This is a genomic window from Pseudoalteromonas sp. NJ631 (assembly GCF_000276645.1).
In the GTDB taxonomy this organism is placed as follows: Bacteria; Pseudomonadota; Gammaproteobacteria; order Enterobacterales; family Alteromonadaceae; genus Pseudoalteromonas; species Pseudoalteromonas piscicida.
This window is the reverse complement of the sequence record NZ_AKXJ01000001.1, coordinates 745,414-770,981: the sequence shown is the minus strand read 5'-3', so window position 1 is coordinate 770,981 and position 25,568 is coordinate 745,414. Positions and strand designations below refer to the sequence as shown.

The 25,568-nt window shown below is 42.7% G+C and carries 19 protein-coding genes; 8 read left to right on the top strand and 11 right to left on the bottom strand.

Going from position 1 to position 25,568, the window contains the following annotated elements; translation table 11 throughout:
- Window positions 1-220 precede the first annotated feature (220 nt).
- The 4 genes from A587_RS0103655 (at window position 221) to A587_RS0103640 (ending at window position 4,593) form a co-directional block, all read left to right on the top strand.
- Window positions 221-2,524, top strand: coding sequence for a TonB-dependent receptor (locus A587_RS0103655; RefSeq protein ID WP_017216464.1), 2,304 nt, complete (start codon window positions 221-223; stop codon window positions 2,522-2,524).
- A gap of 83 nt (window positions 2,525-2,607) precedes the next feature.
- Window positions 2,608-2,907 carry a hypothetical protein gene (locus A587_RS0103650; protein ID WP_010374748.1) on the top strand — a complete coding sequence of 100 codons (300 nt, stop codon included), beginning with the start codon at window positions 2,608-2,610 and terminating at the stop codon, window positions 2,905-2,907.
- Between the two features lie 27 nt (window positions 2,908-2,934).
- The gene (locus A587_RS0103645) at window positions 2,935-3,588 is read left to right on the top strand and encodes an HAD family hydrolase (RefSeq protein ID WP_017216463.1); all 654 of its coding nucleotides are present in this window, start codon (window positions 2,935-2,937) and stop codon (window positions 3,586-3,588) included.
- Window positions 3,589-3,753: 165 nt separating this feature from the next.
- Window positions 3,754-4,593: a DNA ligase gene (locus A587_RS0103640; RefSeq protein WP_017216462.1), complete on the top strand. Its 840-nt coding sequence runs from the start codon at window positions 3,754-3,756 to the stop codon at window positions 4,591-4,593.
- 80 nt (window positions 4,594-4,673) lie between these two features.
- Here the strand turns inward: A587_RS0103640 and efpL are convergent, their stop codons facing one another.
- Entirely contained in the window at window positions 4,674-5,243 is a 570-nt protein-coding gene (efpL, locus tag A587_RS0103635) for an elongation factor P-like protein EfpL (RefSeq protein WP_010606026.1), read from the bottom strand.
- A gap of 83 nt (window positions 5,244-5,326) precedes the next feature.
- Window positions 5,327-6,658: a tetratricopeptide repeat protein gene (locus A587_RS0103630; protein WP_017216461.1), complete on the bottom strand. Its 1,332-nt coding sequence runs from the start codon at window positions 6,656-6,658 to the stop codon at window positions 5,327-5,329.
- 1,742 nt (window positions 6,659-8,400) lie between these two features.
- Here A587_RS0103630 and A587_RS0103615 point away from each other — a divergent pair.
- From A587_RS0103615 to A587_RS0103605, 3 genes are all read left to right on the top strand, one after another.
- Window positions 8,401-8,787 (top strand): energy transducer TonB family protein, encoded by a 387-nt coding sequence (locus A587_RS0103615; protein ID WP_017216459.1) that lies wholly within the window; start codon window positions 8,401-8,403, stop codon window positions 8,785-8,787.
- A 92-nt stretch (window positions 8,788-8,879) separates the two neighbouring features.
- Window positions 8,880-10,073, top strand: a complete 1,194-nt coding sequence (locus A587_RS0103610) for a protein kinase family protein (protein ID WP_017216458.1) — start codon at window positions 8,880-8,882, stop codon at window positions 10,071-10,073.
- 90 nt (window positions 10,074-10,163) lie between these two features.
- Window positions 10,164-10,721: a GNAT family N-acetyltransferase gene (locus A587_RS0103605; RefSeq protein WP_017216457.1), complete on the top strand. Its 558-nt coding sequence runs from the start codon at window positions 10,164-10,166 to the stop codon at window positions 10,719-10,721.
- 227 nt (window positions 10,722-10,948) lie between these two features.
- Here A587_RS0103605 and yghU read toward each other — a convergent pair whose 3' ends face one another.
- The 3 genes from yghU to A587_RS0103590 form a co-directional block, all read right to left on the bottom strand.
- Window positions 10,949-11,821 (bottom strand): glutathione-dependent disulfide-bond oxidoreductase, encoded by an 873-nt coding sequence (gene yghU, locus A587_RS0103600; RefSeq protein ID WP_017216456.1) that lies wholly within the window; start codon window positions 11,819-11,821, stop codon window positions 10,949-10,951.
- A gap of 212 nt (window positions 11,822-12,033) precedes the next feature.
- Window positions 12,034-13,872 carry a S8 family serine peptidase gene (locus A587_RS0103595; protein ID WP_017216455.1) on the bottom strand — a complete coding sequence of 613 codons (1,839 nt, stop codon included), beginning with the start codon at window positions 13,870-13,872 and terminating at the stop codon, window positions 12,034-12,036.
- Between the two features lie 241 nt (window positions 13,873-14,113).
- Complete coding sequence (locus A587_RS0103590) at window positions 14,114-15,292, bottom strand: multidrug effflux MFS transporter (RefSeq protein WP_017216454.1); 1,179 nt, start codon at window positions 15,290-15,292, stop codon at window positions 14,114-14,116.
- A gap of 163 nt (window positions 15,293-15,455) precedes the next feature.
- Here A587_RS0103590 and A587_RS0103585 point away from each other — a divergent pair, with 163 nt between their 5' ends.
- Window positions 15,456-15,926 (top strand): hotdog fold domain-containing protein, encoded by a 471-nt coding sequence (locus A587_RS0103585; protein WP_017216453.1) that lies wholly within the window; start codon window positions 15,456-15,458, stop codon window positions 15,924-15,926.
- Here A587_RS0103585 and A587_RS0103580 read toward each other — a convergent pair.
- The 6 genes from A587_RS0103580 to A587_RS0103550 all read right to left on the bottom strand — a co-directional run bounded on the left by A587_RS0103580 (window position 15,923) and on the right by A587_RS0103550 (window position 25,377).
- Window positions 15,923-16,318: a bactofilin family protein gene (locus tag A587_RS0103580; RefSeq protein ID WP_017216452.1), complete on the bottom strand. Its 396-nt coding sequence runs from the start codon at window positions 16,316-16,318 to the stop codon at window positions 15,923-15,925. The genes A587_RS0103585 and A587_RS0103580 overlap by 4 nt on opposite strands.
- Window positions 16,319-16,355: 37 nt before the next feature.
- On the bottom strand, window positions 16,356-17,438 hold the full coding sequence (locus tag A587_RS0103575; protein ID WP_017216451.1) for a M23 family metallopeptidase: 1,083 nt from the start codon (window positions 17,436-17,438) through the stop codon (window positions 16,356-16,358).
- Between the two features lie 142 nt (window positions 17,439-17,580).
- The gene (gene fahA / locus A587_RS0103570) at window positions 17,581-18,894 is read right to left on the bottom strand and encodes a fumarylacetoacetase (RefSeq protein WP_010372399.1); all 1,314 of its coding nucleotides are present in this window, start codon (window positions 18,892-18,894) and stop codon (window positions 17,581-17,583) included.
- A gap of 132 nt (window positions 18,895-19,026) precedes the next feature.
- Complete coding sequence (gene hppD / locus A587_RS0103565; RefSeq protein ID WP_017216450.1) at window positions 19,027-20,073, bottom strand: 4-hydroxyphenylpyruvate dioxygenase; 1,047 nt, start codon at window positions 20,071-20,073, stop codon at window positions 19,027-19,029.
- 419 nt (window positions 20,074-20,492) lie between these two features.
- A complete protein-coding gene (locus A587_RS0103560) occupies window positions 20,493-21,929 on the bottom strand; it encodes a peptide MFS transporter (RefSeq protein ID WP_017216449.1) in 1,437 nt (478 codons plus the stop codon).
- A gap of 565 nt (window positions 21,930-22,494) precedes the next feature.
- Entirely contained in the window at window positions 22,495-25,377 is a 2,883-nt protein-coding gene (locus A587_RS0103550; protein WP_017216447.1) for a hybrid sensor histidine kinase/response regulator, read from the bottom strand.
- Window positions 25,378-25,568 lie beyond the last annotated feature (191 nt).

Here is a 25,568-nt window from a genome sequence, read left to right as displayed (position 1 = left end):
AAAAATTGATTTTTTAGTTCGGTTTATAAAGCAAAGTAGAAATTACCTGCTATAATTACCGCCGTCTCGTTCAGCCTTACAAAGTTGTATCGCACTCTCGACTGTAAGGTCCGCGTTATTATATTCAAATCGCGAAAAATTGAACGTTCACGCCTAAGTGAAACGGCGCCCAAATTTTAAACCGTTGAACAAAGAGTGCACTAAAAGGTCGAAAACCAACATGAAAGCAATGAAAAGATCTACGTTAGCTACCCTTATTAATGCTACGTTGTTCTCTGCTGTGGCAGGTACTTCATTTTCTGCACTTGCTGAAGAAGAGCAAGCCAAAAAAAATCAACTAGAAGTTATTCAAATTACCGCACGTAAACGTGTTGAAAACGCGCAGGAAGTACCTGTGTCTGTTTCAGCGCTTCAAGGTGATAACTTGAATGCTTACAGCTCAGCGGGTATGGACATTCGCTTTATGAATGCGAAGATCCCAAGTTTATCGGTAGAATCTTCGTTTGGTCGTACCTTCCCACGTTTTTACGTACGTGGATTAGGTAATACAGATTTCGATCTCAATGCTTCTCAACCTGTATCTTTGGTTGTTGATGAAGTGGTTCAAGAAAACCCTATTCTAAAAGGCTTCCCTGTATTCGATATTGCACGTATTGAAGTATTACGTGGTCCTCAGGGCACGCTATTCGGTCGTAACACGCCAGCAGGTCTTGTTAAATTTGACACGGTTAGACCAAGCCAAGAGTTTGATGGCTATGCTGCTGTTTCTTATGGTAGCCGCGGTGCGGTAGACTTTGAAGGCGCTGTAGGCGGCTCAGTAACTGACCGTGTATCAACGCGTATTTCTGCATTGTGGCAGGAACAAGAAGACTATATCGATGTAAAAGCGCCAGGCTTCGAGAAAGAAAATTCTCTAGGTGGTTACAGCGAGCAAGCCGTTCGTGTTCAATTCCTATATGAAGGCGATGATTTTAACGGCCTACTTAACTACCACTATCGTGATTTGGATGGTCGCCCAATTGCATTTCGCGCAAATTTAATTGAAGCTGGCACAAATAACATCAACCCATTGTATGATAACGATGTGGTATACCACGATGCGGCCTCTCGTTCGACGCAACAGGTTGAAACTCAAGGTTTGAGTTTAAAACTTGAATGGGACTTACCTGAGCATACTGTAACGTCAATTACTGCTTGGGAAAGTGCTGAAATCTATTCTCGTGCAGACGTTGACGGTGGTTACGGTGCTGACTTCCTTGGTTTCCAAGGCCCAGGTATCATTCCATTTGCTTCTGAAACAGCAGATGTTATTCCTGAACATAATCAGTACACGCAAGAGCTTCGTTTATCTAGCAACTTCTCAGGCGATTACAACTATCAGGTAGGTATCTTCTTATTTGAAGAAGATCTAATGATTGAAAGCTACAGCTTTGATACATTTGCATTTGATGCTGGCCTTGGTCAGTACGGTGCACAAAATGGTTATGCTTACCAAGATCAAGATACATCAGCATGGGCTGTATTCGGTTCTTTTGATTACACCGTATCTGATGATTTAAAAGTAACTGCTGGTCTGCGTTATTCTGACGATGAGAAAGAGTTTTACGCCAAGCGTACTAAAAATCCAACACCTTGGAATGGCTCTCCAGACGTACTTGATGGTACTGCTAACCCAAGCGATAGCCACGTAAGTTGGGATTTAAGTGCCACTTACAAGCTAACTGATGACGTAAACTTGTTTGGTCGCGTAGCTAACGGCTTCCGTGCTCCAAGTGTACAAGGCCGTATTTTGTTCGGTGATGAAGTGACTGTTGCTAAGTCAGAAACTACTAACTCGATTGAAGCTGGTATTAAGTCAGACGTACTTGATGGACAAGGCCGTGTAAACGCGACGGTATTCTACTATCAGATGGACGACCAACAGCTAACGGCTGTAGGTGGCGGCTCAAACTTCAACCGCTTAGTGAATGCTGATAAAACAACCGGTTATGGTTTCGAACTTGATACCGAATGGGTGTTAACGGATGAGCTAAATGCAACGTTTAACCTAAGCTATAACAAAACTGAGTTGGAAGATAAAAACTTAGCAGTAGCGGTTTGTGCGCAGTGTACAGTGACAGATCCGACCTATATGGTTGAGGGGGCTAACGGTCCAGAAGCTCGAGCAATTTTGGACGGTAACAGCTTACCTCACGCTCCTGAGTGGATCGCAAACGCAACACTTCGCTACACCAAAGAGTTAGAAGGCGGCGAGTTCTTCGTCTATGGTGATATGTCTTACCGTAGTGAAGTAGACTTCTTCTTATACAAATCAGTAGAATTTGAAGGTGAAGCGTTGTTTGAAACAGGTCTTCGTGCTGGTTATATGTGGTCTGAAGGCGATAACGAATATGAAGTGTCAGCCTTTGTTCGTAACCTATTTGACGAGCAAGTGGTTATCGGTGGTGTAGATTTCAATAACAACACCGGTATGCTAAATGAAGCGCGCTTCATTGGTGCTGAATTCAAAGTGAAATTCTTCTAATTCACGCTACAGTGATTATAATAGAGTAACTAAAGCCCGCATTAAGCGGGCTTTTTAATGAAATTTTTATGTTAGGAGTGGATATGTCAGGTTTTTGGAATTATCGAGTGATATATTGTGAAGCAACAAAAGACGAAGCGGCTTTATATCAAATCCATGAAGTGGAATATAACTTAAATGGTAAGGTAACGAATTGGTCTGAAACGGGGGCTGCACCTTTTGGTCGTTCGATGGAAGAGTTGCAAGCGGATGCTGACAGACTAAAGTCAGCTTTCGATAAACCGATTCTAAAAGTAATAAGACAGCCACGAGGCTATACATTAGTTGAAGTTGATAGCGGTGAAGAAGCCACTGCTGAGCCACCAGCAGGGATCAACGGTTAATTAATACAACCAAATTAAGGAGTGTAAATGCGTTTTCAGGCAGTTTTATTTGATTTTGACGGTACATTAGTTGATTCAGAAGCACTCCATTACCAAAGTTGGATGAAGGTGTTAGCCCCGTATCAGGTTACTTATACGGAGCATGATTTTTGTGATGAGTTTTCGGGTGTACCAACGCTTAAAGCGGCGCATATACTTAAAGAAAGACACCAACTTGCGCCTTCTGCCGGCGATTTATGTGATGAAAAAAATGTCGTCTTTGTTGCAACGGCTGCGGAAGTACTCCCTAGATTGATGCATTTTGCAAAGCAAGTCGTTGAATTAACCTCAATGCGTTGTCCAATAGCACTCGTGACAGGAAGTAGCAAAGCAGAAGCGCTCCCTGTTTTACGACACTATCGGCTATTAGAGTTATTCTCTGTCATTGTGTGTAAAGACGATGTCGAACAGCCGAAGCCTCATCCAGAACCTTATCGCAAGGCGCTTGCTGCGCTAAACATTGCACCACACGAAGCCGTGGCTATAGAAGACACCTGCACAGGATTAACTTCAGCCAAGGAAGCTGGGTTAACCGCGGTTGTCGTGCCAAATGCGCACTCTAATAAACAAGATTTAAGTCTTGCCGATCATTCATTTACCGATCTCGAAGCGGTTTTTGACTGGCTTTGCCCTGAAAGGTAATAGCAATTGGTATAAACAGGGGACTGTTAGTCAAAGCTGTTCGATTTTACAAACGTCGATTCTTGTGTAATCTTTAAGTGTGAAATTTGTTAATTTTTAATATCGGCGAACGCAAACAATGCACCAAGTCGCTGGTATTAACTATCCACTGCAAAGGATTATGCTATGCGATATGTACCATTCTTGTTCTGCCTTTTTTTAGGTTTTTCCAATCTTCTTTATGGAAATGAAACCCACACAAAAATCCAGCTTGCTTCGGTATATCAAGGCGACGAAGATATTTCTAATTATCTTGTGAGTGAAAAATTCGATGGTGTTAGGGCCATTTGGGATGGCTCGCAACTGCGTACGCGTGGTGGTCATTTAATTAAGGCACCAGACTGGTTTACGCACGGGCTACCTGATACATGGTTAGACGGCGAGTTGTGGGCTGGGTACAATAACTTTGCTTTTGTGAGCGCGATTGCAAGACGCCATTCGCCTAATAATGAGCACTGGCGTCAAGTGACTTATTATGTATTTGATGCGCCAAATTCTACAGAAATATTCTCTCAGCGCCATGAGCGTTACTTAAGCCTACTAAGCCATATTGAGTTATCACACATTAGACCCGTCAAGCAGCTATCATTTGGCTCAGTTGATGAGTTAAACGACTATTATCATGGTGTCTTAAAGCGAGGCGGTGAAGGTGTTATTTTGCATGCTAAAAATGCCAAACACGAAGATGGAAGAACAACCAACGTATTAAAATACAAGCCGTACCTTGATGACGAAGCTATCGTGATTAAGCATTTACCCGGTAAGGGAAAGTACCAAGGGATGATGGGATCGCTATTGGTGAGAGATGAACAAGGTATGGAGTTTAAAGTTGGGTCGGGGTTTAGCGACGAAGAGCGCGCATCACCACCACCGATTGGTAGTCAAATTACCTATCGATATCAAGGGTATACTAAGTTTGGTAAACCGCGTTTTGCGCGATTTTTAAGAGTAAGGCCAAAATTATAGAATGGCACTATTGCAAAGAAAGTTTGGCGATCTTTAGACGCTAGCGAGCACAACGGCTCGCTATCAAAAGTGCAATGGACTTATTCTGCACGGCCCATGAACTTAGATTCAGCAGTGTTGATCTTAATTTTGTCACCGCTTGAAATATGCTCAGGAACTTGAACAACAAGGCCAGTCGTTAATGTCGCAGGCTTTGTTCTAGCACTAGCAGATGCGCCCTTGATTGAAGGAGAGGTATCTTCAATCACAAGCTCTACGCTTGAAGGTAAGTCGATAGAAACAGGCATGCCCTGAACCACGACGATAGATAAACCTTTAGTTGATTCATCGATAAACAATAATTGCTCAGCAATAGACTCTTTATTTAGATGGTATGGCGTGTAGTCTTCATCATCCATAAACACATATTCATCACCATCTACATATGAAAGCATTGCAGGGCGGCGGTTAAGATCTGCAAGTGTCAGCATTTCTTCCGCTTTAAAAGTCTCATCTACTTTAGAGTTATCTACTACATCGTACATACGCATACGGTATAGGCTACCACCAGCGCGACCTTGTGGTACTGAACGCTCAATGTCACGAACAATCATTACGCGGCCGTTATACTCGATCGCGGCATGTTTTTTTATTTCACTTGCCTTTGGCATAGCTTAATTCCTAATACAAATAAAGTTGGCACAATATAATCATTTTTCGGCTTTTTGGCGAGTTTCAAAACTCATTCTGAGCCTCAAATACCGTATAAAGTCGTCATTTCTGAGTACTTGATCCCAAAGTGCTGGTCAAACCAACGATTGATATAGTCATGCTCGGGCTCAAGCTTGGCACAGCGTAGAATATTTTCGCCTTTATTGCTGCCAAGTGCCTGTCCACAGTAATTTTGCTTCCAAGTTAGCGTAAGATCTTGAGAGAATTTTTTGAGTAGTTCGTCAAAGGTCTTTTCAGTTATCTGTGAAAGATTAAGAAAGTCTGGAGACAGTGGGGTGATATCAAGTTGTTCAAAATCAGCCTGATGCGCACGGGTTTTATTATGCTTACTATCGCTTGCACTGCCTTTGATATAACGATGGGCTAAACTCGCCTCATAATTAACGTTGATATCAAATTTCTCATCGTAGATGGTCACCGGGTAAGTGAACTCTCTTGTGACTTCTACGGTGTGCGTCTTATCTGAGTTATTAGGGTCTGGTCGTTCAACTTCCTGTTGATAATGCTTACGCTGAATATATTGATTGCTAGTGCGGTAATAGTCTGCATCTGCATATAGCTCTAATGAAAGCTGTTGACTGCCATCACTATCAAACCAGAGGCTATTATTAAATGCCGTATTTAGGCTTGAGATAAATGCGCCATATTGTCCTCTGATTGAGTTGCCAAAGCGCAAACCAATATCGACACGATCTCGTATGTTCATCGCAAAATAACGACTTTTATCTTGGTTATCTACACGTAAACGTTTTGGAGTTTGCCACGCTAAACAGTATTTTTCCGTGAAACTTTTTAAATAGAAACGCTGCCCACTGACCTGTCCTGCAAGTTCATCACACTTTTTCTGCGCTTGCGTTCTTAGCGTGTCATAGTGGGTGCTCATGGCGCTTGCTAATTGCGCATTGCTGATCAGATGGCGATAGTTATGTTCAAACAGCTTAAACTTGTCAGGGTAGGGCGTATTTGATAGCGAGCGGGCTTCGTCGAGTAGCCATTGCCTCGCGTAATCTAGTTCTTCTCTTTGGGTATTTGCCATCGCGCCAGTCGGCTTCATTTGCCATTGTGCTTGGTTCTCTACGATTTCTTCTAGCCTAGTTGCAGCAGCGGTGTAGTTATTTGCTAAGCGCAGCATACGCACATCGATAAGTCCTTTATCTATAAGCTTATCTCGCGCCAGTGTTAAACCTTGTTTCGCTTCAAGATCCTCAGGGTCTTCCGCGAGTGCTTGTGAATAATATTCAGCAGCTTGGCGGTACATTCCCGCTTCGTAAAGTCTATTACCTTTATAAACCAGCGATTTACAGCCGCTAATAGCAGCCAATATTGCAATGATGATGGCGGTTTTCTTGATCATAATATCATTCCATTCGCGCAAAAAGTTCCATAAGCACAGTTATTGATTTTAGTATCCATTCGCTTAACGTACAGGCACACCCGTTCCTAAGCTTTTAACAGGCTTATAATACAGGGTTCTGGCGAAATCTACATCACTGAATTGTTAAGATTTTGTTTTGGGAGGTATTGAATCTCGCTGTGTTGGTTTGTTGTCCTCCTGACTGATTTCGACGCCCATCCATGGGCTACGACATACTTTTCTTTGATGCCCAAAGAAAAGGTAGCAAAAGAAAGGGCACTCCCGACATCACACTGACTCCTCAAGCGAATTGCCAATATGAACGTCACCGCTGTGTAAGGGCCATCCTTGGCCCTGTCACCGCTTTTCACGCATCCTTGCGTTGAAATGACTCATTGGCACTTTACTTTCGGGTGTGATGAGGGAGGAGAACTGTGCTGATAGTTTAGTTTTGGTGCTTGTAAGTTAATCAGTTGCTTTAGTAGATAAAACCAGAAAAACGGTCAATACCACGCCCGAAAAGCGTAACTTCTCGGCGGGTAAACCACCTCCCACAAAACGATTTAGACTGTTAATTAGGAGTTCACACTGTTCGTTTTCTTGGTTCGTTCTTTTGCGTCGTTTCAAAAGAATGAACGAGGAGCGCATGGATGCGCTTTGATATAAGCCAAGGAGGGTAAGGCTTATATGTCCTCCTGACAGGTTTCGACGCCCATCCATGGGCTACGACTTACTTTTCTTTGATGCCCAAAGAACAAGTATGCAAAAGAAAGGGCACTCCCAACATCACACTGACTCCTCAAGCAAATTGCCAATATGAACGTCATCGCGGTGTAAGGGACATCCCTGTCCCTGTCACCGCTTTTCACGCATCCATGCGTTGAAATGACTCATTGGCACTTTACTTTCAGCTGCGCTAATTGGAAAATGTTTTTTGCCAGGTCGATAGCAATTAAATTAGACTGTGTCATGTATGGACTCCTTATTTGGTAAAAGTGTTTTGCAATATCTTTATACCGTACTCTCCCGTTAAGGGGGAGGAGTCCATACATCTCCCACAAAACTATTTGTACTGTGAGATCGGAGCCGCAATTTTTTGAGCTTGTAAACTACTCTATCGCTAATAAGAAAGTGGAAATTCCACAGGCGACTTATTCCCCCTCCATCACACCCGAAAAGCATAAGCCGATATGCAATGTGCCGACAGGATGTCGGCCAAGTCTTGTCTGGCACAGGGAGGTGCCTTACAAGGCGGTTGCATTCTATCGGCTTAGGGTTTGAGGATTGAGTGTGATGCTGGGGCGACGTTTTCTTGGTTCGCTCGATCGCGTCGTTTAAAAAGAATGAACGAGAAGCGCATGGATGCGCTTTGATATTAGCCAAGGAGGGTATGCTTGATTAGGACTGATGTGTGAAATCAAGTAGTTAACCTGCTTAATTGCTCAGGCTAGCGGCCTCTGTGCGCGTAAAAAGTATAATTGCTTATTAAGGCAAATTTAGGTGTAATGAAGACATAATAAGCGCTGAGCGATGCAGGGAAAGCTTACAAACACTAGCTAAACTGATTACACTAGCTAGGAAAGTGATAGCCTCCAAAAAGCCTATTTTTTCTAAGTAAGCTATAGCATAAACAACACCAACTCTGTCACACCGAGCAGGTAGCAGCTCAGTCCAACAAGCGATTATGCAACACAAACTGCGTGTCGCATAAATACTAAAATGTTATGTTCTCAGGAGGCATCGTGATTAGCACATTATTACTTGTAGCTGGTGTCCAGTTTGGTGTTACTAAAGCATGCAATGATCCTGACATTGAGTTTCTAGATGAACCTATTAGCATTGCTACATCAATTGAAGGTAAATCTAGTATTTTTGAGCCCAGTACAATACGGTTTAATTCTTCTTTGCCTTCAGCCTGTGCCTTAACAAATACAGAAGGTACCGTAGAATTTGATGTATCAAATGAAGGTAAAGTAATAAACCTTAAAATATTGAGTCTCAACCCAATTAGAATACACTCACGTGCAATATTAAGAGGACTTAAAAAAGCAAAAGTCTTACCTAATGCATTTGGTACTGTCGGTAATAAAGTGCACGTTAAATACATACAGTTTAAAAAGATAATATAATAAATTAATTAAACAATGGACGAAAAATAGCAGGCTTGCGCTCATTATTTGCTTGGTTTAGTCTGCTGTTTTCCGCCGTTTATTAAGGCGTTATGGTTCAATTAGAGACAGGTTTTATAATATTAATGAATGCAGAAAATGCCATAGAGAGTCACTACAGAAAACTCCTTGATATTTTGAATAATGAATTCGAAGATCTTTACGAATCAATAAATAATGACAAGTTAAGAATTTTGTTCTCTACTCTTCACTCTAGCATCACTAGTCTTTTTGACTCGATGAATAATAGGCTTCCAACAGATGAAGACACGGCTCACTTCTGGGCAGATCCGAGTAGGGAACTCATTAGATCTATAGAGACGATTGAAGCTTTAGAGAGATCTTTGAAGAACTCTGAATATGCATTCTATATTGAGGAGTACCATCGAGATAGACTTACTTTTTGTAAGAGCTTTCTAAGTAAGAGTGGTGGGAGTGCAATTCCCCCTTATACTGAAAAGCTAGAGATTTATTACGCTATCCCAATATTTTTACCACAAAGCTCAGTGAAAATTGAGAATAAAAATAATACCACTGATCTAAAGGCTCTAGGTAGTGGATCTTATGCAAATGTCTATAAGTATTTTGACAGTTTCTATAATAAAAACTTTGCTTTAAAGCGGGCAAAGAAAGATCTAAATGCAAAGGAGATTGAAAGGTTTAGGCGAGAGTACGAACAAATGAGTATGCTAAGCTCACCATATGTTCTAGAAGTTTATAAATACAATGAGAAAAACAATGAGTACATTATGGAATTTATGGACAACTCATTGGATAAGTATATTTTAAAAAACAATTCCAATTTATCGTTTCAAGAACGCGTTAAATTAGGGCTGCAAATACTCAGAGCTTTCTCGTACATACATTCTAAAAATATTTTGCATAGGGACATTAGCCCTAAAAATATTCTACTCAAAGAATATGATGATGTGGCTGTAGTGAAAATTGCGGATTTTGGTCTGGTGAAAATAGTTAATAGCGAACTAACTTCTGAAAATACGAATTTTAAGGGCTACTATAATGATCCAAGCCTAGTTACAGAAGGATTTGATAGTTATAGCATCTTACATGAAACATACGCGTTGACTCGTATTTTATATTACGTCTTAACCGGAAAGAGTAAGACTGAAAAGTCACCAGAGAATGTGCGTGCTTTCATTGATAAAGGCCTTAGTAGTGATAAGTCTATTAGGTTTAAAGATGTTGATGAGTTACGCTTAGCTTTTCAAAGTATCGCACCAATATAATTTTGCCGTGAACCATAACAAAGCCCAGTAGTTCGTATCCTTCGACTACCGGACTCGCTTCTGGGGGGCGTTATTTCAAAGAGAATTTAGATGAAATTTCCAGAACTAGAAACATCTCGGTTAATTCTTAATAAACTATCAGGAGATGACAGTCTTGCTTTGTTGGCTATTTTTTCCGACGAAAACGTGGTTAAGTTTTACGATATTGAAGCATATAAAACTGAAGCGCAATCGTTGGCGCTGATAGATTTTTTCAATAGCCGTTTCGCCGAAAATATGGGTATTCGCTGGGCCATCCGACTTAAAGATTCAGGGAAGCTTATAGGTACTTGTGGTTTCAATTCGTGGAATCCAAAAATGAAAAATGCAGGGTTAGGGTACGAGCTATCTTCTTTTCATTGGGGGCTTGGATATGCTTCTGAAGCGATAAGTAAAATCATTGAGCTGGCCTTTTCAGTAGACACACCTTTTCACGAACTATATAGAATTCAGGGTGATACCATGATTGGGAATATTGCTTCTGAATCAACTTTGAAAAAGCTAGGCTTTAAAGAAGAGGGAATTCGGCGCGCCAGTGGTTACTGGAAAGGTGAGTTTCATGATCTGAAGTGCTTTGGTTTAATCAAGCCCGAATTCATAGAAATATAACAAGTACGTTATCAGATGATTTTGCATGTTCACTCTTAAGACGTCCCCTAATAACTTCTAAAACGAGCTAAGACTTCTAATACCAGCGAAAGCGTTTAGCACTTCTAGCAAGGTGCCAACACCATTCTTTTCTGACATACAGACAATCGGGTTTGATTAAATCTGATTAATCAAACCCGATAGATAAAGCTAACTCTTATAAAACCAAGAATTAAACCAAGGTAAGGTTATGGCTCTAGTTTGTCTTGGGTGTTGGTATCAAAGTCGCTGGCGTCGTGTCTTTCATGAAGCTGCTCATGAGGTTCTCCCCATGTTTTATTTACCATTTTTCCGCGTTTGACTGCTTCTCTTGAGGCGATGAGTCCAGCCCAGCGGATCACGTGTTCATAGCCATTAACGTCTAAAAACTCTGCCGCATCATACAGGTGTCCTTGGGCTAGTACGCCATACCACGGCCAGATTGCCATATCCGCGATAGTGTATTCATCGCCACAAATATATTCTCTTGTGGCTAGGTGTTGATTCAGTAAATCCAGTTGGCGCTTCACTTCCATCGTGTAGCGGTTGATTGGATATTCGTAGTGCTCTGGTGCGTAGGCATAGAAGTGACCAAATCCACCACCAAGTAGTGGCGCAGCCCCCATTTGCCAAAATAACCAGTTGAGGCACTCGGTGCGTTTTGTGGGATCTTGAGGAATGAACTTTTGGAACTTTTCAGCTAAATAAAGCAAAATTGAGCCAGATTCAAAGATTTTGGTTGGTTCCTTGGTGCTGGTATCTAATAACGCGGGGATCTTAGAGTTTGGATTAAGTGCAACAAACCCTGAGCTAAATTGCTCACCTTCCATGATATTAATTAAAAAGGCATCGTATTCTGCTTCTTTTACCCCGGCAGCTAAAAGCTCTTCTAGCAAGATAGTCACTTTCACGCCATTTGGGGTCGCGAGGGAGTAGAGTTGTAACGGGTGTTTGCCTTGCGGTAGGGACTTTTCGAATCTTGCGCCTGCAGTAGGGCGGTTGATATTCGCGAATTTACTACCATCGCCACTTTGCCATGGCCACTGCCAAACTTTAGGTGGGGTATAACCCGATGTACTCATTTCATGAACTCCTTCTGTGACTGTCCAACTCCATTATAGAGTGTAGAAGTGAAATGGAAATGAACAAATCTCTATGGTCATAGGCTTACCCGCTTTATCCAGATCTTAAGAGAGGGAGCCGAACAAGCTATCAACAAAAGATGAGGGGGGGAGTAGTAGAATAAAAAAATGCCGATCAAAAGACCGGCATTCTTGAATTGGTTGGTTGGGAGTTAAAACACAACAGTTTGTGTTGCTGAACAGGCCGCAGTGCTACCTTGTTCGCACACTTGGTAGCCGTATGTACCGCCGCCTTTAACACTGATGCTGTCTGTATGACTATTATCATTGCTAGTTGTGACAATTTTACTACCGTTGCGATAAATATCGACTTGTGACGTGCTTGCACCATTCCAGCTTAAGTCAACATAACTGTTACCTTTTTGCTTATAACCCGAAGCTGAAAGCTCAACGCTTGTTGTGTTATCACCGTCACCTGAACCTGTACCACCGCCAGCACAACCATTAGCGGTTAAGTAAGCGCTCGCATCTGCTGCTTTAACGATACCGTAACCAAAGTACACGTCTTTACCTGCAGCGCCAGCATCTGCTGCGGTTGCTTTTAATGCACTACGGATTTCTTCACCAGTACACTCTGGGTGGTTAGACCATACCAGTGCTGCAAGACCTGCAACAGCAGGAGTTGCCATTGACGTGCCGCTCATTAAGCCATAATCACTCGTACCAATGCTGATGTTCGCGTTTGTAGCGGCCATCAACGCTGTGCGATCTTCAAATGCAGCGCCAACCGCTGGGATTGATGTGCTGTTAGTATCACCTAAAGTGCCGTATAGCATGCCTGCTTCATTGTTTACGATAATCGCGCCGATACCACCAGATGCTTCACAGTTTGCTACTTTATCGTGGAATGAAATATTACCACGGTCAATTAGGCACACTTTACCGTTTGCAGCGCCATCGGTTGCTTCAGCTGTGCCCATAAAGTAAAGCGAGCCTGAAGCGTTACCACTATTTTCCATTGCTGAACTTGCAAACGCCGTACCATCAGCGGTCATGCTTGAAGAGGTCGCCATGTCTGCTGGGTAAGTTGAAAGCGTATCAACACCGCCTGCAGTTACCTCTACACAAATATGTTCGTCGTTAGTCGCGCGCTTTCCACGACCAGAAGTACAGCTTGGGTACTGAGAAAAGTCTGCAATTTGATTATCTGCATCGTTTGCACCGATCATCATTACTGATGGGTAGCCTGCAGGATATGAACGAACATTGTTGCCATCGTTACCAGCTGCCGCAACAACTAAGCCACCAGCATTACGGAAGTTTTCAAATGCGTTTGATTCTGTATTGTTTGAGCCACCACCACCCAAACTCATATTGATGATGTTTGCACCTGCTTGTGAGCATAGGTTTGCCGCGTGAGCAAGGTCAGAAGAGTAGCCCCAGCCTTCTGCGTTAAATACTTTAATAATGTGCATTGGCACGCCAGGTGCCATGCCGATAACACCAATATTATTGTCAGCAGCACCGATAGTACCGGCTACGTGTGTGCCGTGTGGGCCACCATTTTCATACCAATTACCTGTGCCGCTGTCATTATCACCAGTGATATTACCCCAAATGAAATCAGGGTTTGATTGGTCAAGACCTGAGTCAATCACACATACTTTCATGCCTGCATTGGCATCGAAAGTAAGTTGATCAGCTTGTGATTGGTAAACTGCATAAGGCGTAACCTGTTGCTGCATTGGGTTACCTGCGTCGTCGTTATAAATCCCCAGTGGGTAACGCTTTTGGTCTGCTTCAACGAGTTTGATGTGTGGGTTGTTTAATAAGCCCTTTACTTGACTAAGATCTTTGCCTGTAAAAGTTGCAGCGAAGAAGCCATCGCCATCAACGTGCAGCTCAGCGCCAAGCTTTTTAGCAAGTGCTTTTACGACGCCTTTTTTCGAATTGTCGACCTGAATGATGTATCGATCGTCAGATGCCTGTGCTTGTGACATAGCGCAAGCGCCAGCGATGAGTAGTGCCCCAGTTAACTTGTTTAATTTCATTGTTATTTTCTCAGTTACATTGCGTGAATATTGTTGTTAATAAAAACTAACAACTTCTTAACGGTGGTTAGCATATAACCAATAACAAGAACTCGTAAAGAGTAAATTATACAGTTTTGTGGAATTAATAAGAATATTTAATTACTTTGATATAATGTATGGTTATGACAGGACGTCTAACCATACATCATAGTTATTAATAAAGGAACTGTACTGATAATTGCTATTATATAAATTCTAATTAAGCTGCACTGTGAAGCTGGTGACGGTGCTTCGTAGCCAGCAATAGCAAGAAAGGTAGTGCGAGTAATAAGTGCAACGCGAGTTGCATCGGGGCATCCAATGCTAATGGTTGTGTCATGGTTGCAAGTATCCCTGCGCCACTCATCTGTAGTACCCCAATCAGCGCTGAAGCCGTCCCAGCTTGTTTAGCAAACCCAGATAACGCTTTACCAGCCGCGGCTCCAATCGTAAATGCAAAGCCGACTGATGCCATATACATAGGCAGTACAAAGTGCGCTATTTCAGTTTGTGGCAAAGCTAGTAACAACAGGCCGCTAAAGCTAAAAACGGCGAGGCCAAAGGTGAGTGACTTCTGGCTATTGCGCTTGATGAAGTGGGGGGCAATAAAACTTGCGACAATACTCAGCACCGCATTGCCAGTAAACCAAAATGTGAAGTCGGAAACACTGCCGCTCATTTTTGCCATGATCCACCCCGGAGCCGAAATCACAAATACCAGCATTGCAGCCATACCAAGCATAGCTAAGGCGGCATTGTATATGAAAGTCGAGCTACTGAGCATCGGCTTAAAACGTCTCAAATCTAGGATATGACCACTGTAATGCGTATCTTCGGGGCGAGTCTCTTTATAGATAAGAGAAACTAAGATGAGGCCAACAACGGCAAAGCCAAACAAAAAGCTAAAATTACTCTGCCAGCCAAACTCGACGGTTAACCACGCACCTAAAATAGGCGCTAATGCTGGGATAAAACATACAATACCATTGAGGTAAGTGATCATTTGGCCACTGCCTTTGTGTCCAAAGCTATCACGAACAATAGCAAAAGCGCTGACGAAAGTGGCGCAAGCGCCCAGACCTTGTAGCACTCGAGCTACCATCATGAGCGGCCAAGTGGAGACTGTGCTTGCCATTACGGCGCCAAGTGCAAACAAAACGATTCCAACCAGTGCAACTGGTTTACGGCCATATTTATCCGCAAGTGGACCTGCTATCAATTGTCCAAGACCCACAGCTAACATATAAATACTCACCGTTTGCTGAATTTGGCTTTCTGATACTTGAAGGCTGGACTGCATGTCCACAAACGCAGGTAGATAGAGATCGATACCTAAAGGGCAAAAGATAACAAGTAAAGCGAGAATAAAAATCAGTGCTTTTGAATTTGATTGGGTCATGGCGTCTCCTTTTGGCCGTTATTGTATTGTGGAGAATGAGAAAAGACAGGACAAAGCGCCGATTTAGCAAATTTTTAAGATATTTTATTCGCTGATACTTGTAGACGGTTGATTAACTGGTCAGATGTGTTAATTTTAAGCAAAATCATTTTAGAAAAATCTTATGTCTGCACCACTTTTAAAAATTTATAAAAGGATGAGTTGGTTGCCATTTGGTAAATGGATGTTCAGTAAGGCAGTATGTCGTAAGGCACCTTACTTTGGCACCATTAAGCCTAAAATCACACAATTGAAGCCCGGCGTTTGTAGGGCCGCAATTCGTAACCGTAAAGCCATTCATAACCACATAGGTACGGTTCACGCTATTGCTCAGTGTAATCTTGCGGAGTTGTGTGCTGGAGTCATGACAGACGCGACCATCGACCATAAGACCCATCGCTGGATCCCAAAGGGGATGTCAGTGCAATACTTAGCTAAAGCCGAGACCGATCTGCATGCCGTGGCGCAAATAGAATACCCGCGAGCATGGCAAGATAAAGAAGAGTTAGTTGTACCAGTGGAGGTCTTTAACACTGCGGGAGAGAAAGTGTTTCACGCCGACATTAACATGTATATCAGCGCAAAAAGATCTTAATTGTTTATGATTTGATCGTCAGCAGAGTCAATTGCCGTGACGTTATTGGCTCGCTCGTTACGGTGCGTCAGTTTACCATCGACATGCGCACCAGCTTCAATCGTTAAGGTTTCGTGTTCGATATTGCCAAATACTTGAGCACTAGGAAGCAGTGTAACTTGTTTGGCCTGAATATCACCTTCTACCTTACCTAATATCGTCAGTTCATTGGCTTGGATATTACCTTGCACTAAACCTTTATTGCCGATGATTAGTTTTTCGATGTCGAGGTTACCGTTGACGGTACCATCTAATTGAAGTTCACCTTCGCAGACAATATCGCCCGTGACTTTAGTGCTTTGAGCAATAATGGCCGGGACGTCGTTTCGTTGGTTTTTAAAAGAGTTAAACACGAATTCCTCGCTACCGCAGCGCAATTGCAATTATATGTTACTTATTGAATGCGCGAGCGATTTTAATTGGGTTTAGGTGTTTTTTACCTTGAATCACTTCATAGTGCAAGTGTGTCGCCGTACTTCTTCCTGTGCTACCCATTAATGCAATTACATCACCTTTATTGATTTGTTGACCCGCTTTCACTTTGATGGTGTGAAGATGACCATAACGTGTGGTGATATCATTGGCGTGCTCAATTTCGATAAAGTTGCCATAGCCGCCATTTTTCCCCGCTCGTTTAACGGTGCCAGAAGCGGGGGCTACGATCTGTGTCTTGTGCCAACCTGCGAGATCGATACCTTTATGATAGGCACGACGGCCAGTGATTGGGTCTTTACGAAAACCAAAAGCACTGGAGACATAATATTTCTCCTGAGCGACAGGCAGTGTATCTGGCAGTTGGCCAATCATCGTCGCTAACTGCGCATAAACAGCGTATTGGTCAATGGCATTAATAAAGCTGGCTTCTACTAATTCTAAGTCGGCTTGGAAGTAGGGACCACCTTGTGCTTCTGAGAAGTCAGATGATAGTTGTAATCCCGCACTGTTGATGGATTCTTGCATCGCTGAAATTTCAGCGCTGAACGATTGCCCAAGTTGTTCGCTGAGCTGTCGTTGTTGGATGAGTAGGTAACTGGCTTGGGGAGCAAATTCGGTTGTGGTACTTGGTTGTGATCTGTTAAGGTCTGTCGGTGTTTCTTCTAGCTCGCCTTCCACTACGTTGTCGTCAGTTGTTTGAGTCGAGTCAATCAATGACTCAAGCACACTGTGCTGCTGTGACAGTTGGTCAAGCATGCCTTTTTGCTGCGCTAATTGTGCTTGAAGCTGTGATTTTTCTTTTTGCCACTTAGCTTGTAGCTGCGCTAAGTTTTGTTGCTCTTTAGTGAGCTGGTCACCGTTTTCTTGTAATTTGAGTGAGGCATTGGCTATCCAAATGGCGACAGCAAGCAGAATCAAAATCGAGCAAGCTTGAACCCAAGATGGCAGTTTCAGCATCTTGACAGTTGCGTCTTGACGAACAATTAATTGAGTCGGCTTAAACAGCTTTAGATATAGGCGCTTGAGTACTTGCAACATTCAACCTCAAATTTAAATCAGCGCTACACTCTAACAATTTTTAGTCAAATTTCCAGTTTTTAGAACTAAAAAAAGGCATGAAATCATCATGCCTTTGATTTAAAAGTAAATAAAATTGCGATTAACTCACGAATAATTGCGATTATTTTGCTGGAAGTACAGTGCCTTCAACACAGCCAAAGCCGATACGGTTGTAGCCTTGGGCTTCACACCAACCGCGCATAATTACTTTATCGCCATCTTCTAGGAACTTACGCTCTTCGCCGTTTGCAAGCGTGATGGTTTCTTTACCGCCGCGTGATAGTTCGAGTAATGAACCCGCTTCTACATGCTCAGGACCTGACTGCGTGCCTGAGCCTAGCATATCACCCGGTAGGAAGTTACAGCCGTTCACTGTGTGGTGCGTAACCATTTGCGCAACTGTCCAATAGCTGTGCTTGAAGCTGGATTCAGACAGTTTGCTTGGTTTAGCGCCTTCGCTACGCATTTTTTCAGTCTCTAGTAAGACATCCATGCGAATATCAATAGCACCAGACTCGCGGTTTTGCGTTGATTCTAAGTATTCCAGCGGTTGTGGATCGTTTTCATCACGGTGCCATTGAGTACGGTATGGTGCAAGTGCTTCGGTGGTTACAACCCAAGGAGACACCGTTGAAGCAAAGTTTTTCGCAAGGAATGGACCTAATGGTTGATATTCCCAAGCTTGCAAGTCACGTGCAGACCAGTCATTGAATAAACAGAAACCAAAAACGTGATCTTCAGCGTCTTTAATTGCGATAGAGTCGCCAAGTTCATTACCTTTACCTAAGTAAATACCTAGCTCTAATTCGTAGTCTAGTCGCTTACAAGGACCGAATGACGGCGTATCTGCATCAGGTGCTTTGGTTTGGCCTTTAGGGCGAGGGAAAGTTTGACCTGAAACACCAATAGACGATGCACGACCATGATAACCGATTGGTACCCATTTGTAGTTTGGTAGCAGCGGGTTATCAGGACGGAACAGGCTACCTACCGCTGTTGCGTGGTAGATTGAGGTATAAAAGTCAGTGTAATCGCCAATGTGACAAGGTAAAGCGTATTCTACGTCATCCTGTGCAACCAATGCGCCTTCAAGGCTTGATTGCAGTTCAGAACCTTCACGTAATGCACGAGACAGGGCAAGTCTAAGAGCCGACCAGTACTGTTGGCCCATACCCATAAATTCATTTAATGCTGGGGCATTTGCAGCTTCGGCTGCTTCTGCGGCGTCGCCTGAAAATAGGTTAGCGTCAACAACTGCGCCAAGGTCTAGTACTTGATCACCAATCGCAACTCCGCCACGAAACTCTTCATTACTGTTCTTACGACGAAATACTGCAAAAGGTAAGTTTTGAATAGGGAAATCAGTTCCAGTCGCATTCGCACTAGCTACCCAACTTGTTAATTGGATGTCGTGTGTTTCATTAATTTGAGACATTGCCTTTCCTTTAATTTTGGCTTTCAACTTGAGTTATGGTCAAAAGTGAAAAACTCAAGTCGTAATAGCAATTTGATAAACCACAAAAAGCAGCTATCGCTAGCTGCTTCTTTATTAATTTGATGTGTGTGTTTAGATTACACCACGGCGCTCTTGGTCGCGTTCAATTGACTCGAATAGCGCTTGGAAGTTACCTTCACCAAAGCCGCCATCGTCAACACGTTGGATCATTTCGATGAAGATTGGGCCAAACAGGTTTTTAGTGAAGATCTGTAGTAGGTAGCAGTCTTCGCTTTGGCTATCTACTAGGATTTGGTGCTGTTTGATCTTTTCTTTATCTTCTTTAACCCAAGGCACACGGTCAAAGATAGTGTCGTAGTAGTGATCTACGATATCTAAGGTGGCAATGGTGCTCTTGTCTAGTTTATCTAGTGAACTAACCAAGTCGTCAGTCAAAAATGCTAAATGTTGTACACCTGGACCATTGTACTCATCTAAGTACTCATCGATCTGGTTGTTGTTGTCGTCTTTACCTTCATTGATTGGAATAGAGAAGGTGCCACATGGTGACTTAAGTGCATAAGAAAGCAGCGCCGTTTTTTGACCTTTGATGTCAAAGTAACGAACTTCAGTAAAACCAAATACGTCTTTATAGAAGTTAGCCCAAGTTTCCATCGTCCCTTTGTAAACATTGTTCGTTAGGTGGTCGATGCGCTTAAAGCCTTTGTCTTCAACAATTTTTTGCTCTTCTAGGTCAACGAAATCTTGCTCGAAGATTGACCCTTTATCGCCAAAGTTTTCGATGAAATAGATAAGGCTATCGCCAATACCGTAAATCGCTGGGTATGGTAAGTCTTTGTGTGTTGAGTCAGTCGCAGGTTTTGCACCACGCTCAACCGCAGTATCAAACGCCTTTTGCGCATTTTCTACACGCCAGCCCATAGAACAAATTGCCGGGCCGTGGCTTTTCGCAAACTGTGCTGAGAAGCCTTCACGCTCGTTATTCAACAAAAAGTGAATATCGTGCTGGTTGTAGTAAACGATATCTTTGTCTTTAAATTTCTTTAGTTTTGAGAATCCAAAGTCAGTGAATACCTTATCCATGTAATCAGCGTCTGGTGTTGCATATTCTGTAAACTCGATGCCGACTAGGCCTAGTGGATTATTTACTTCACTCATTGTTTTACTCCCGTATTAAGCACTGGGTGACTTGTTAGTATTTATGACTGGATGATTAATCAAATTACTGCAAAGGGGAAGTTAGAGGCCGTAAATAGCAGTAGGAGACTTTGTAAATTTAGTTGCACAATTGCCATGTAAAAGACACAAAATTGACACAGGCGTGACGATAATTATTTTTGCTTAAATTTTGACTAAAAATAGCAAGGCGCTTTGTGGGGTATTTTGTAAGTTCATTTGTGTATTACTATGATTTTATTTGTTTTTTATTTTTTTAGTTGATGGACTATATGAGAGGGGGGATTTTTATCACACGACTACATTGAGAGGGAAAATGGCGCTAAGTGTATTTAAATCTTTACGTGTAGCTATTGTGGGAGAGGTAAACCACGCTAAATTAGCGTGGTTTACAGCAAATATTATTGCTTCTCAGCGGATACTTCTAGCTCTTCCGCAAGGTAATGTTCTTGCGTATGAGGTTCGTGCTTGCCCTCAGCGCCGTGCATCCAATCTACAAGCTTGTTGCTTAATAGATACATTAACACAGCAGATAGCAAGGCAACGCCGCCTAAACCAATGAAGATGCTCATCGCGTTTTCCATTGCTTCTTGGCCTTCACCGATGAAAGAGCCAACAAGACCAGCAAGCTTGTTTGCAACAGCCGTACATAGGAACCAAATACCCATTAGCAGTGATGCTAAGCGTAGCGGCGCCAGTTTACTTACCATAGAAAGACCGATCGGTGATAAACATAGTTCACCAAGGGTGTGGAACATGTAGAACAATACCAACCAAATCATGCTGATCTGAAGTGTGCCACCCGCTTCACCACCTTCTGTTGCAAGCGCAAGCATCATAGTTAAGAAACCAAGTGCTAAGAACACTAGACCAATTGCAAACTTCACTGGAGAATTCGGCTCTTTGTTATCTAGCTTTAACCAGATCATCGCTACCAATGGCGCAAATACAATGATGAAGATAGAGTTAAGCGACTGGAACCAAGAAGCCGGGATCTCAAAGCCCATAAACATACGGTTGGTATAGTCGTTTGCGAATAGGTTCATCAGACCACCAGCCTGCTCGAAACCCATCCAGAAGATAATTGAGAAAACACTCATGGTGAAAATAACACGGATACGATCTTTTTCTTTCTTCGTAAGCGGTTCTTTAGTCTGTGAGTCAGACATCTGTTGAGAAAGTTTAGCAGAAGGTACTTTACCGATATCGCCAAGGTATTTCTGGCTTAAGATAAGCTGCATAACCACAGAAATGATCATACCAATACCTGCTGCGATAAAGCCTGCCTGCCAGTTCACGACCGCAGCTACATAACCCGCAACAAGTGGACCTAATGCACCACCTAAGTTGATACCCATATAGAAGATAGTGAATGCACCGTCACGGCGCTTGTCACCTTCTTGGTATAAATCGCCAACCATCGTTGAGATATTAGGCTTGAATAAGCCATTACCTAAACAAAGTAAAGCCAAGCCCAGGTAGAAGACGTTTACTTCTTGTCCTGCCACAACGCTGTGAGGAATACCCATAATAAAATGGCCAGCAGCCATTAAAATACCACCAATAATGATGGCTTTGCGCTGACCTAATACGTTATCAGCAAGCCAACCACCAAATAGTGGGGTGAGATAAACGGCCATCGTAAACGTGCCGTAAAGACTTAGTGCGTCGGCATTACTCCAACCGAAGCCACCATTTTGTACTTGTGCTACAAGATAAAGAACTAAGATGGCACGCATACCGTAGTAGCCAAAGCGCTCCCACATTTCGGTACCAAATAATAAGAAGAGGCCTTTAGGGTGACCCAGAAATTCTCCGGCCTTCGGAACTGAATTCATATGTACTTCCTAATCTAATCAATGTGTTGTATCTGGCCATTTTTATAAAGGATGCGTTATTGCATCTAATGTTTTTCAATCAACACTGAATAATGAGCCATGTACTTAGCATGCAACGTTTGAAACGACGTGCGGTAAATAGAACACTTTTCAATGCAGATTGGCATTGCCCATCGAGTCACCAAGTAAAAATCTTAATCAGATATTTGCTTGTATGAACTCAGGCATGCCTGTACTTTTTTTGAACGGGTGACCAGTACCTATTTCAACTAGCGTTTGTTGTATGTAACGACTAACTAATTTAAAAAAGTGCGTCAGTATACTCAGTGAGAATTAATAGGGGAAGTGTTTGGAGTCAGAAAGCGAATAAAATGCGGTCAGTGATTCAGGGAAGGATCATTCATTTAGATGGCGGTGATATCTAAATGAATGGCGTGAGCATTAATATCGCGATATTTCCCATTCATTACAGGTGTAGGAGCAGGTCGACCCTGCAATCCGTTTGCTGAGAAAACGCCTGCCCCTTGTGGTGCTAAGAGTTGCGAGGGGCTGTGCCCCCACATCATTAGGCTTCTTGACTCAAATATTGTTGAATAAACTCGGTTGCGGCTAAAAAGTCCTGTTCCAATTTATCACGCATTTGGATCAGCTGATCGGTGCTAAGCGTGCCTTCCTTACATAAAGTTTCAAATTCGACGGCTGTTTCTGCAACTTTTTCGGCACCTATTGTTTTAGAGATGGATTTAAGCTGATGACAAGCTTCAATGATCTCTTCTTGGCTCATCGTGATCACTGCGCCGTTTACGTCTCGTGTTAATTGGCTACTTTGTTCTAAGTACATTCTAAAAAAGCGATTTCGTTTCGCTTCATCATGATTTACATACTTGTTGAGCATGTCCATATTGATAGCTGGAGCAGGTTCGCTGGCCTCAGCTTCAATAGCTTCAGACTCTGCAACCATAACTTCACCAACTTCAGGCTCTAGCTCTGTTTCTTGTTCTGATCCCAACTGCACTTGGCTAGCGGCTGCTGGTACAGCAGCTGGTGGCTCAGCACTTGGTCTCGGTTGCTGTGCTTTTGGCAAGCTTTCTATACACTTATTAAGTGTTGCCTCTAATACATTTAACTCTACTGGTTTGGTGATATAGTCATTCATGCCACCAGCCTCACAACGTTCTCTTTCACCTTTGAGCGCATTGGCTGTCACGGCAATGATGTATGGTTGCTCGATGGTATCTGTTGCGGTTTCTACATAGTCTCTAATATGTTTGACCATGTCGTAGCCCGACATCTTCGGCATATGTAAATCGGTCAGTACGATTGGAAAGTGCTCTTTTTTCCAAAGCTCTAGGCCTTCCTCACCGTTTTCTGCAACCTCGACACCATAGCCTAACAGGTGTAATTGGTCGGTCAGTACTTGCTGATTTAATACGTTATCTTCAACTAACAACACCAGTTTGTTGGTTGCTCTTGCTTCATCAACGCTTAAAAAGTCGTTGATAGTGCGTGACGGTTTAATTTCCTTTGGTTTATGCAAACCAGCAGCAACCAAGATAGCCGTCATAAAGCTAGACTTACATAACGGTGATGCGTTGAGGTAGAAAATATTTTTGTGATTAAGGGCGGCTTCGTCCATTTTACTTAGGACAACAACCTGTTGTTCGTTTTTCTCAAGCGAATAAACTACGGTTCTTAGCTCTTCATTGACCTTGTCCATACCGTCTAAACCGTCTAGCACCCAGATCAACTTGTCTTCATGTTGGTTCTCGGTTATTTCGCTTTCATCGATAGCAACCACGCTCGCACCCATGAATGAAAGATAGCGATTTAAAATAGTGCGTCTCTCATTATTTGGGGTGAGTAGGGCAACAGTGCGGCCGTTTAACATTTGCTTATTTGCGTAACTGACTTTGCCATCTACACTAAATGGTAATTCCACAACAAACTCGCTTCCCATGCCAATATCCGAATTAACATGGATACTACCTAGCATGAGTTCGATTAAGCTTTTACAAATAGAAAGGCCAAGTCCAGTACCGCCAAATTCTCGGGTGATAGAGCCCTCAGCTTGAATAAACGGATTAAAAATTTCTCTCAACTGAGCTTTTGTCATGCCTTTACCATTGTCAGTGACGGTAAAGCGTAAGGTGTAATGCTCCGAGGTGTTTTGCGCAACTTCAACGGAGATTTTTACATAGCCTTGGATTGAATCATCTGTAGTCGTGAATTTAATGGCATTACTGCACAGGTTATAAAGTACTTGCCTAACGCGAACGGTATCACCAACTAAATTCGTGGGAATGTCGGGAGCAATAAACAGCTGTAAGTCTAACTTACGTTTTTTCGCTACTGATGAAAGCACACGTGCGACTTCCTCTGTGGTTTCAGCCACCGAGAAAGCACTATTGTCTATGCGTAATTTACCCGCCTCAATTTTAGAAAAGTCGAGAATATCATCGAGAATACCAAGTAAAGAGAAAGCCGAGTCGCGAATAATCGTGGTGAGGCGATGTTGAGCACCGTCAAGATCGGTTTGACGCAGTAAATCAATGGTCCCAATGACGCCGTTCATTGGCGTGCGGATCTCATGGCTCATGGTGGCTAAGAAAGTGGTTTTAGCATCACTGGCACGCTCCGCATTTAAAATCGCTTTTTCTAGCGCCAGCGTGCGGGCTTGAACTTCAGTTTCGAGACTTTCTTGAAGCTGTTTTAACTCATTTTGCGTTGCTTGATCGGACTCTATGGATGATTGTACTTGCTTTAACAGCGCATTTATCGCCTCAGCAATCTCAGCCAGACCGCCACTATAATAAGTACCAACTGTCGACTTGTAGTTTTTATCCATCGTTAGATGATTGATTTCTGAGATAAGCTCTTCAGTATCATTACTTGATGCGCCAGAAAGCCGACGAGCCGCAATTACAACAATCATCAAGGCGCAAATAATAGCGGCAGCGAGCAGTATATAGGCAATGAATGGATCGCCTGATGATGTAGTAGCAACGGGGGGGGTATAAGTCAAAATGAGTTCACCAACGTTTTGCTCATCTAGTCGCAGTGGCATGTGGTAAACCTGCATTGTGTCTTTGTTATAGGACTCTTCGCGATTCAGTGCAATGATTTGCTCTCCTGCACTTTGTTGAAATACCAGATTTGGTTGCCCCATCCCCGTATTGACGTACAAATAGGCGCCCAAATGCTCGTTAGATGCTAATAATGCGGATACGATCTGTTTGGCACTGTCAAAACCGTGTTGTGTGACCACCTTGGCAAGGGGAGTTGCAACTGTTGTTGCTTGTTGTTGTAGGTTCACGGTTGGTGCGGTAGGGACGTCAGCTTGCTTTGGTAGTAGATAAGCACCTGCGGCGCTACATAGTCCAACAATCAGTATTGCGATAAATAAAAAAAGTATCCGTCCATTTGCATTGGTATTCGCGCTATTTGGCATGCTTAATCCTGAAAGAATTATTTATACTTATTAGTTGTAGCAATCCTATCACCTTCGGCAAGTTTTTACCTCTCGTTTTTCAATCAATAGTGGCAATACACTGAGAACACTTGATTGTTTTAAATCTTAAAATAATCAGGTTGTTATCTCGATAATTTTAACCACGCCTGCGATGTGTAAAGCATTAAACT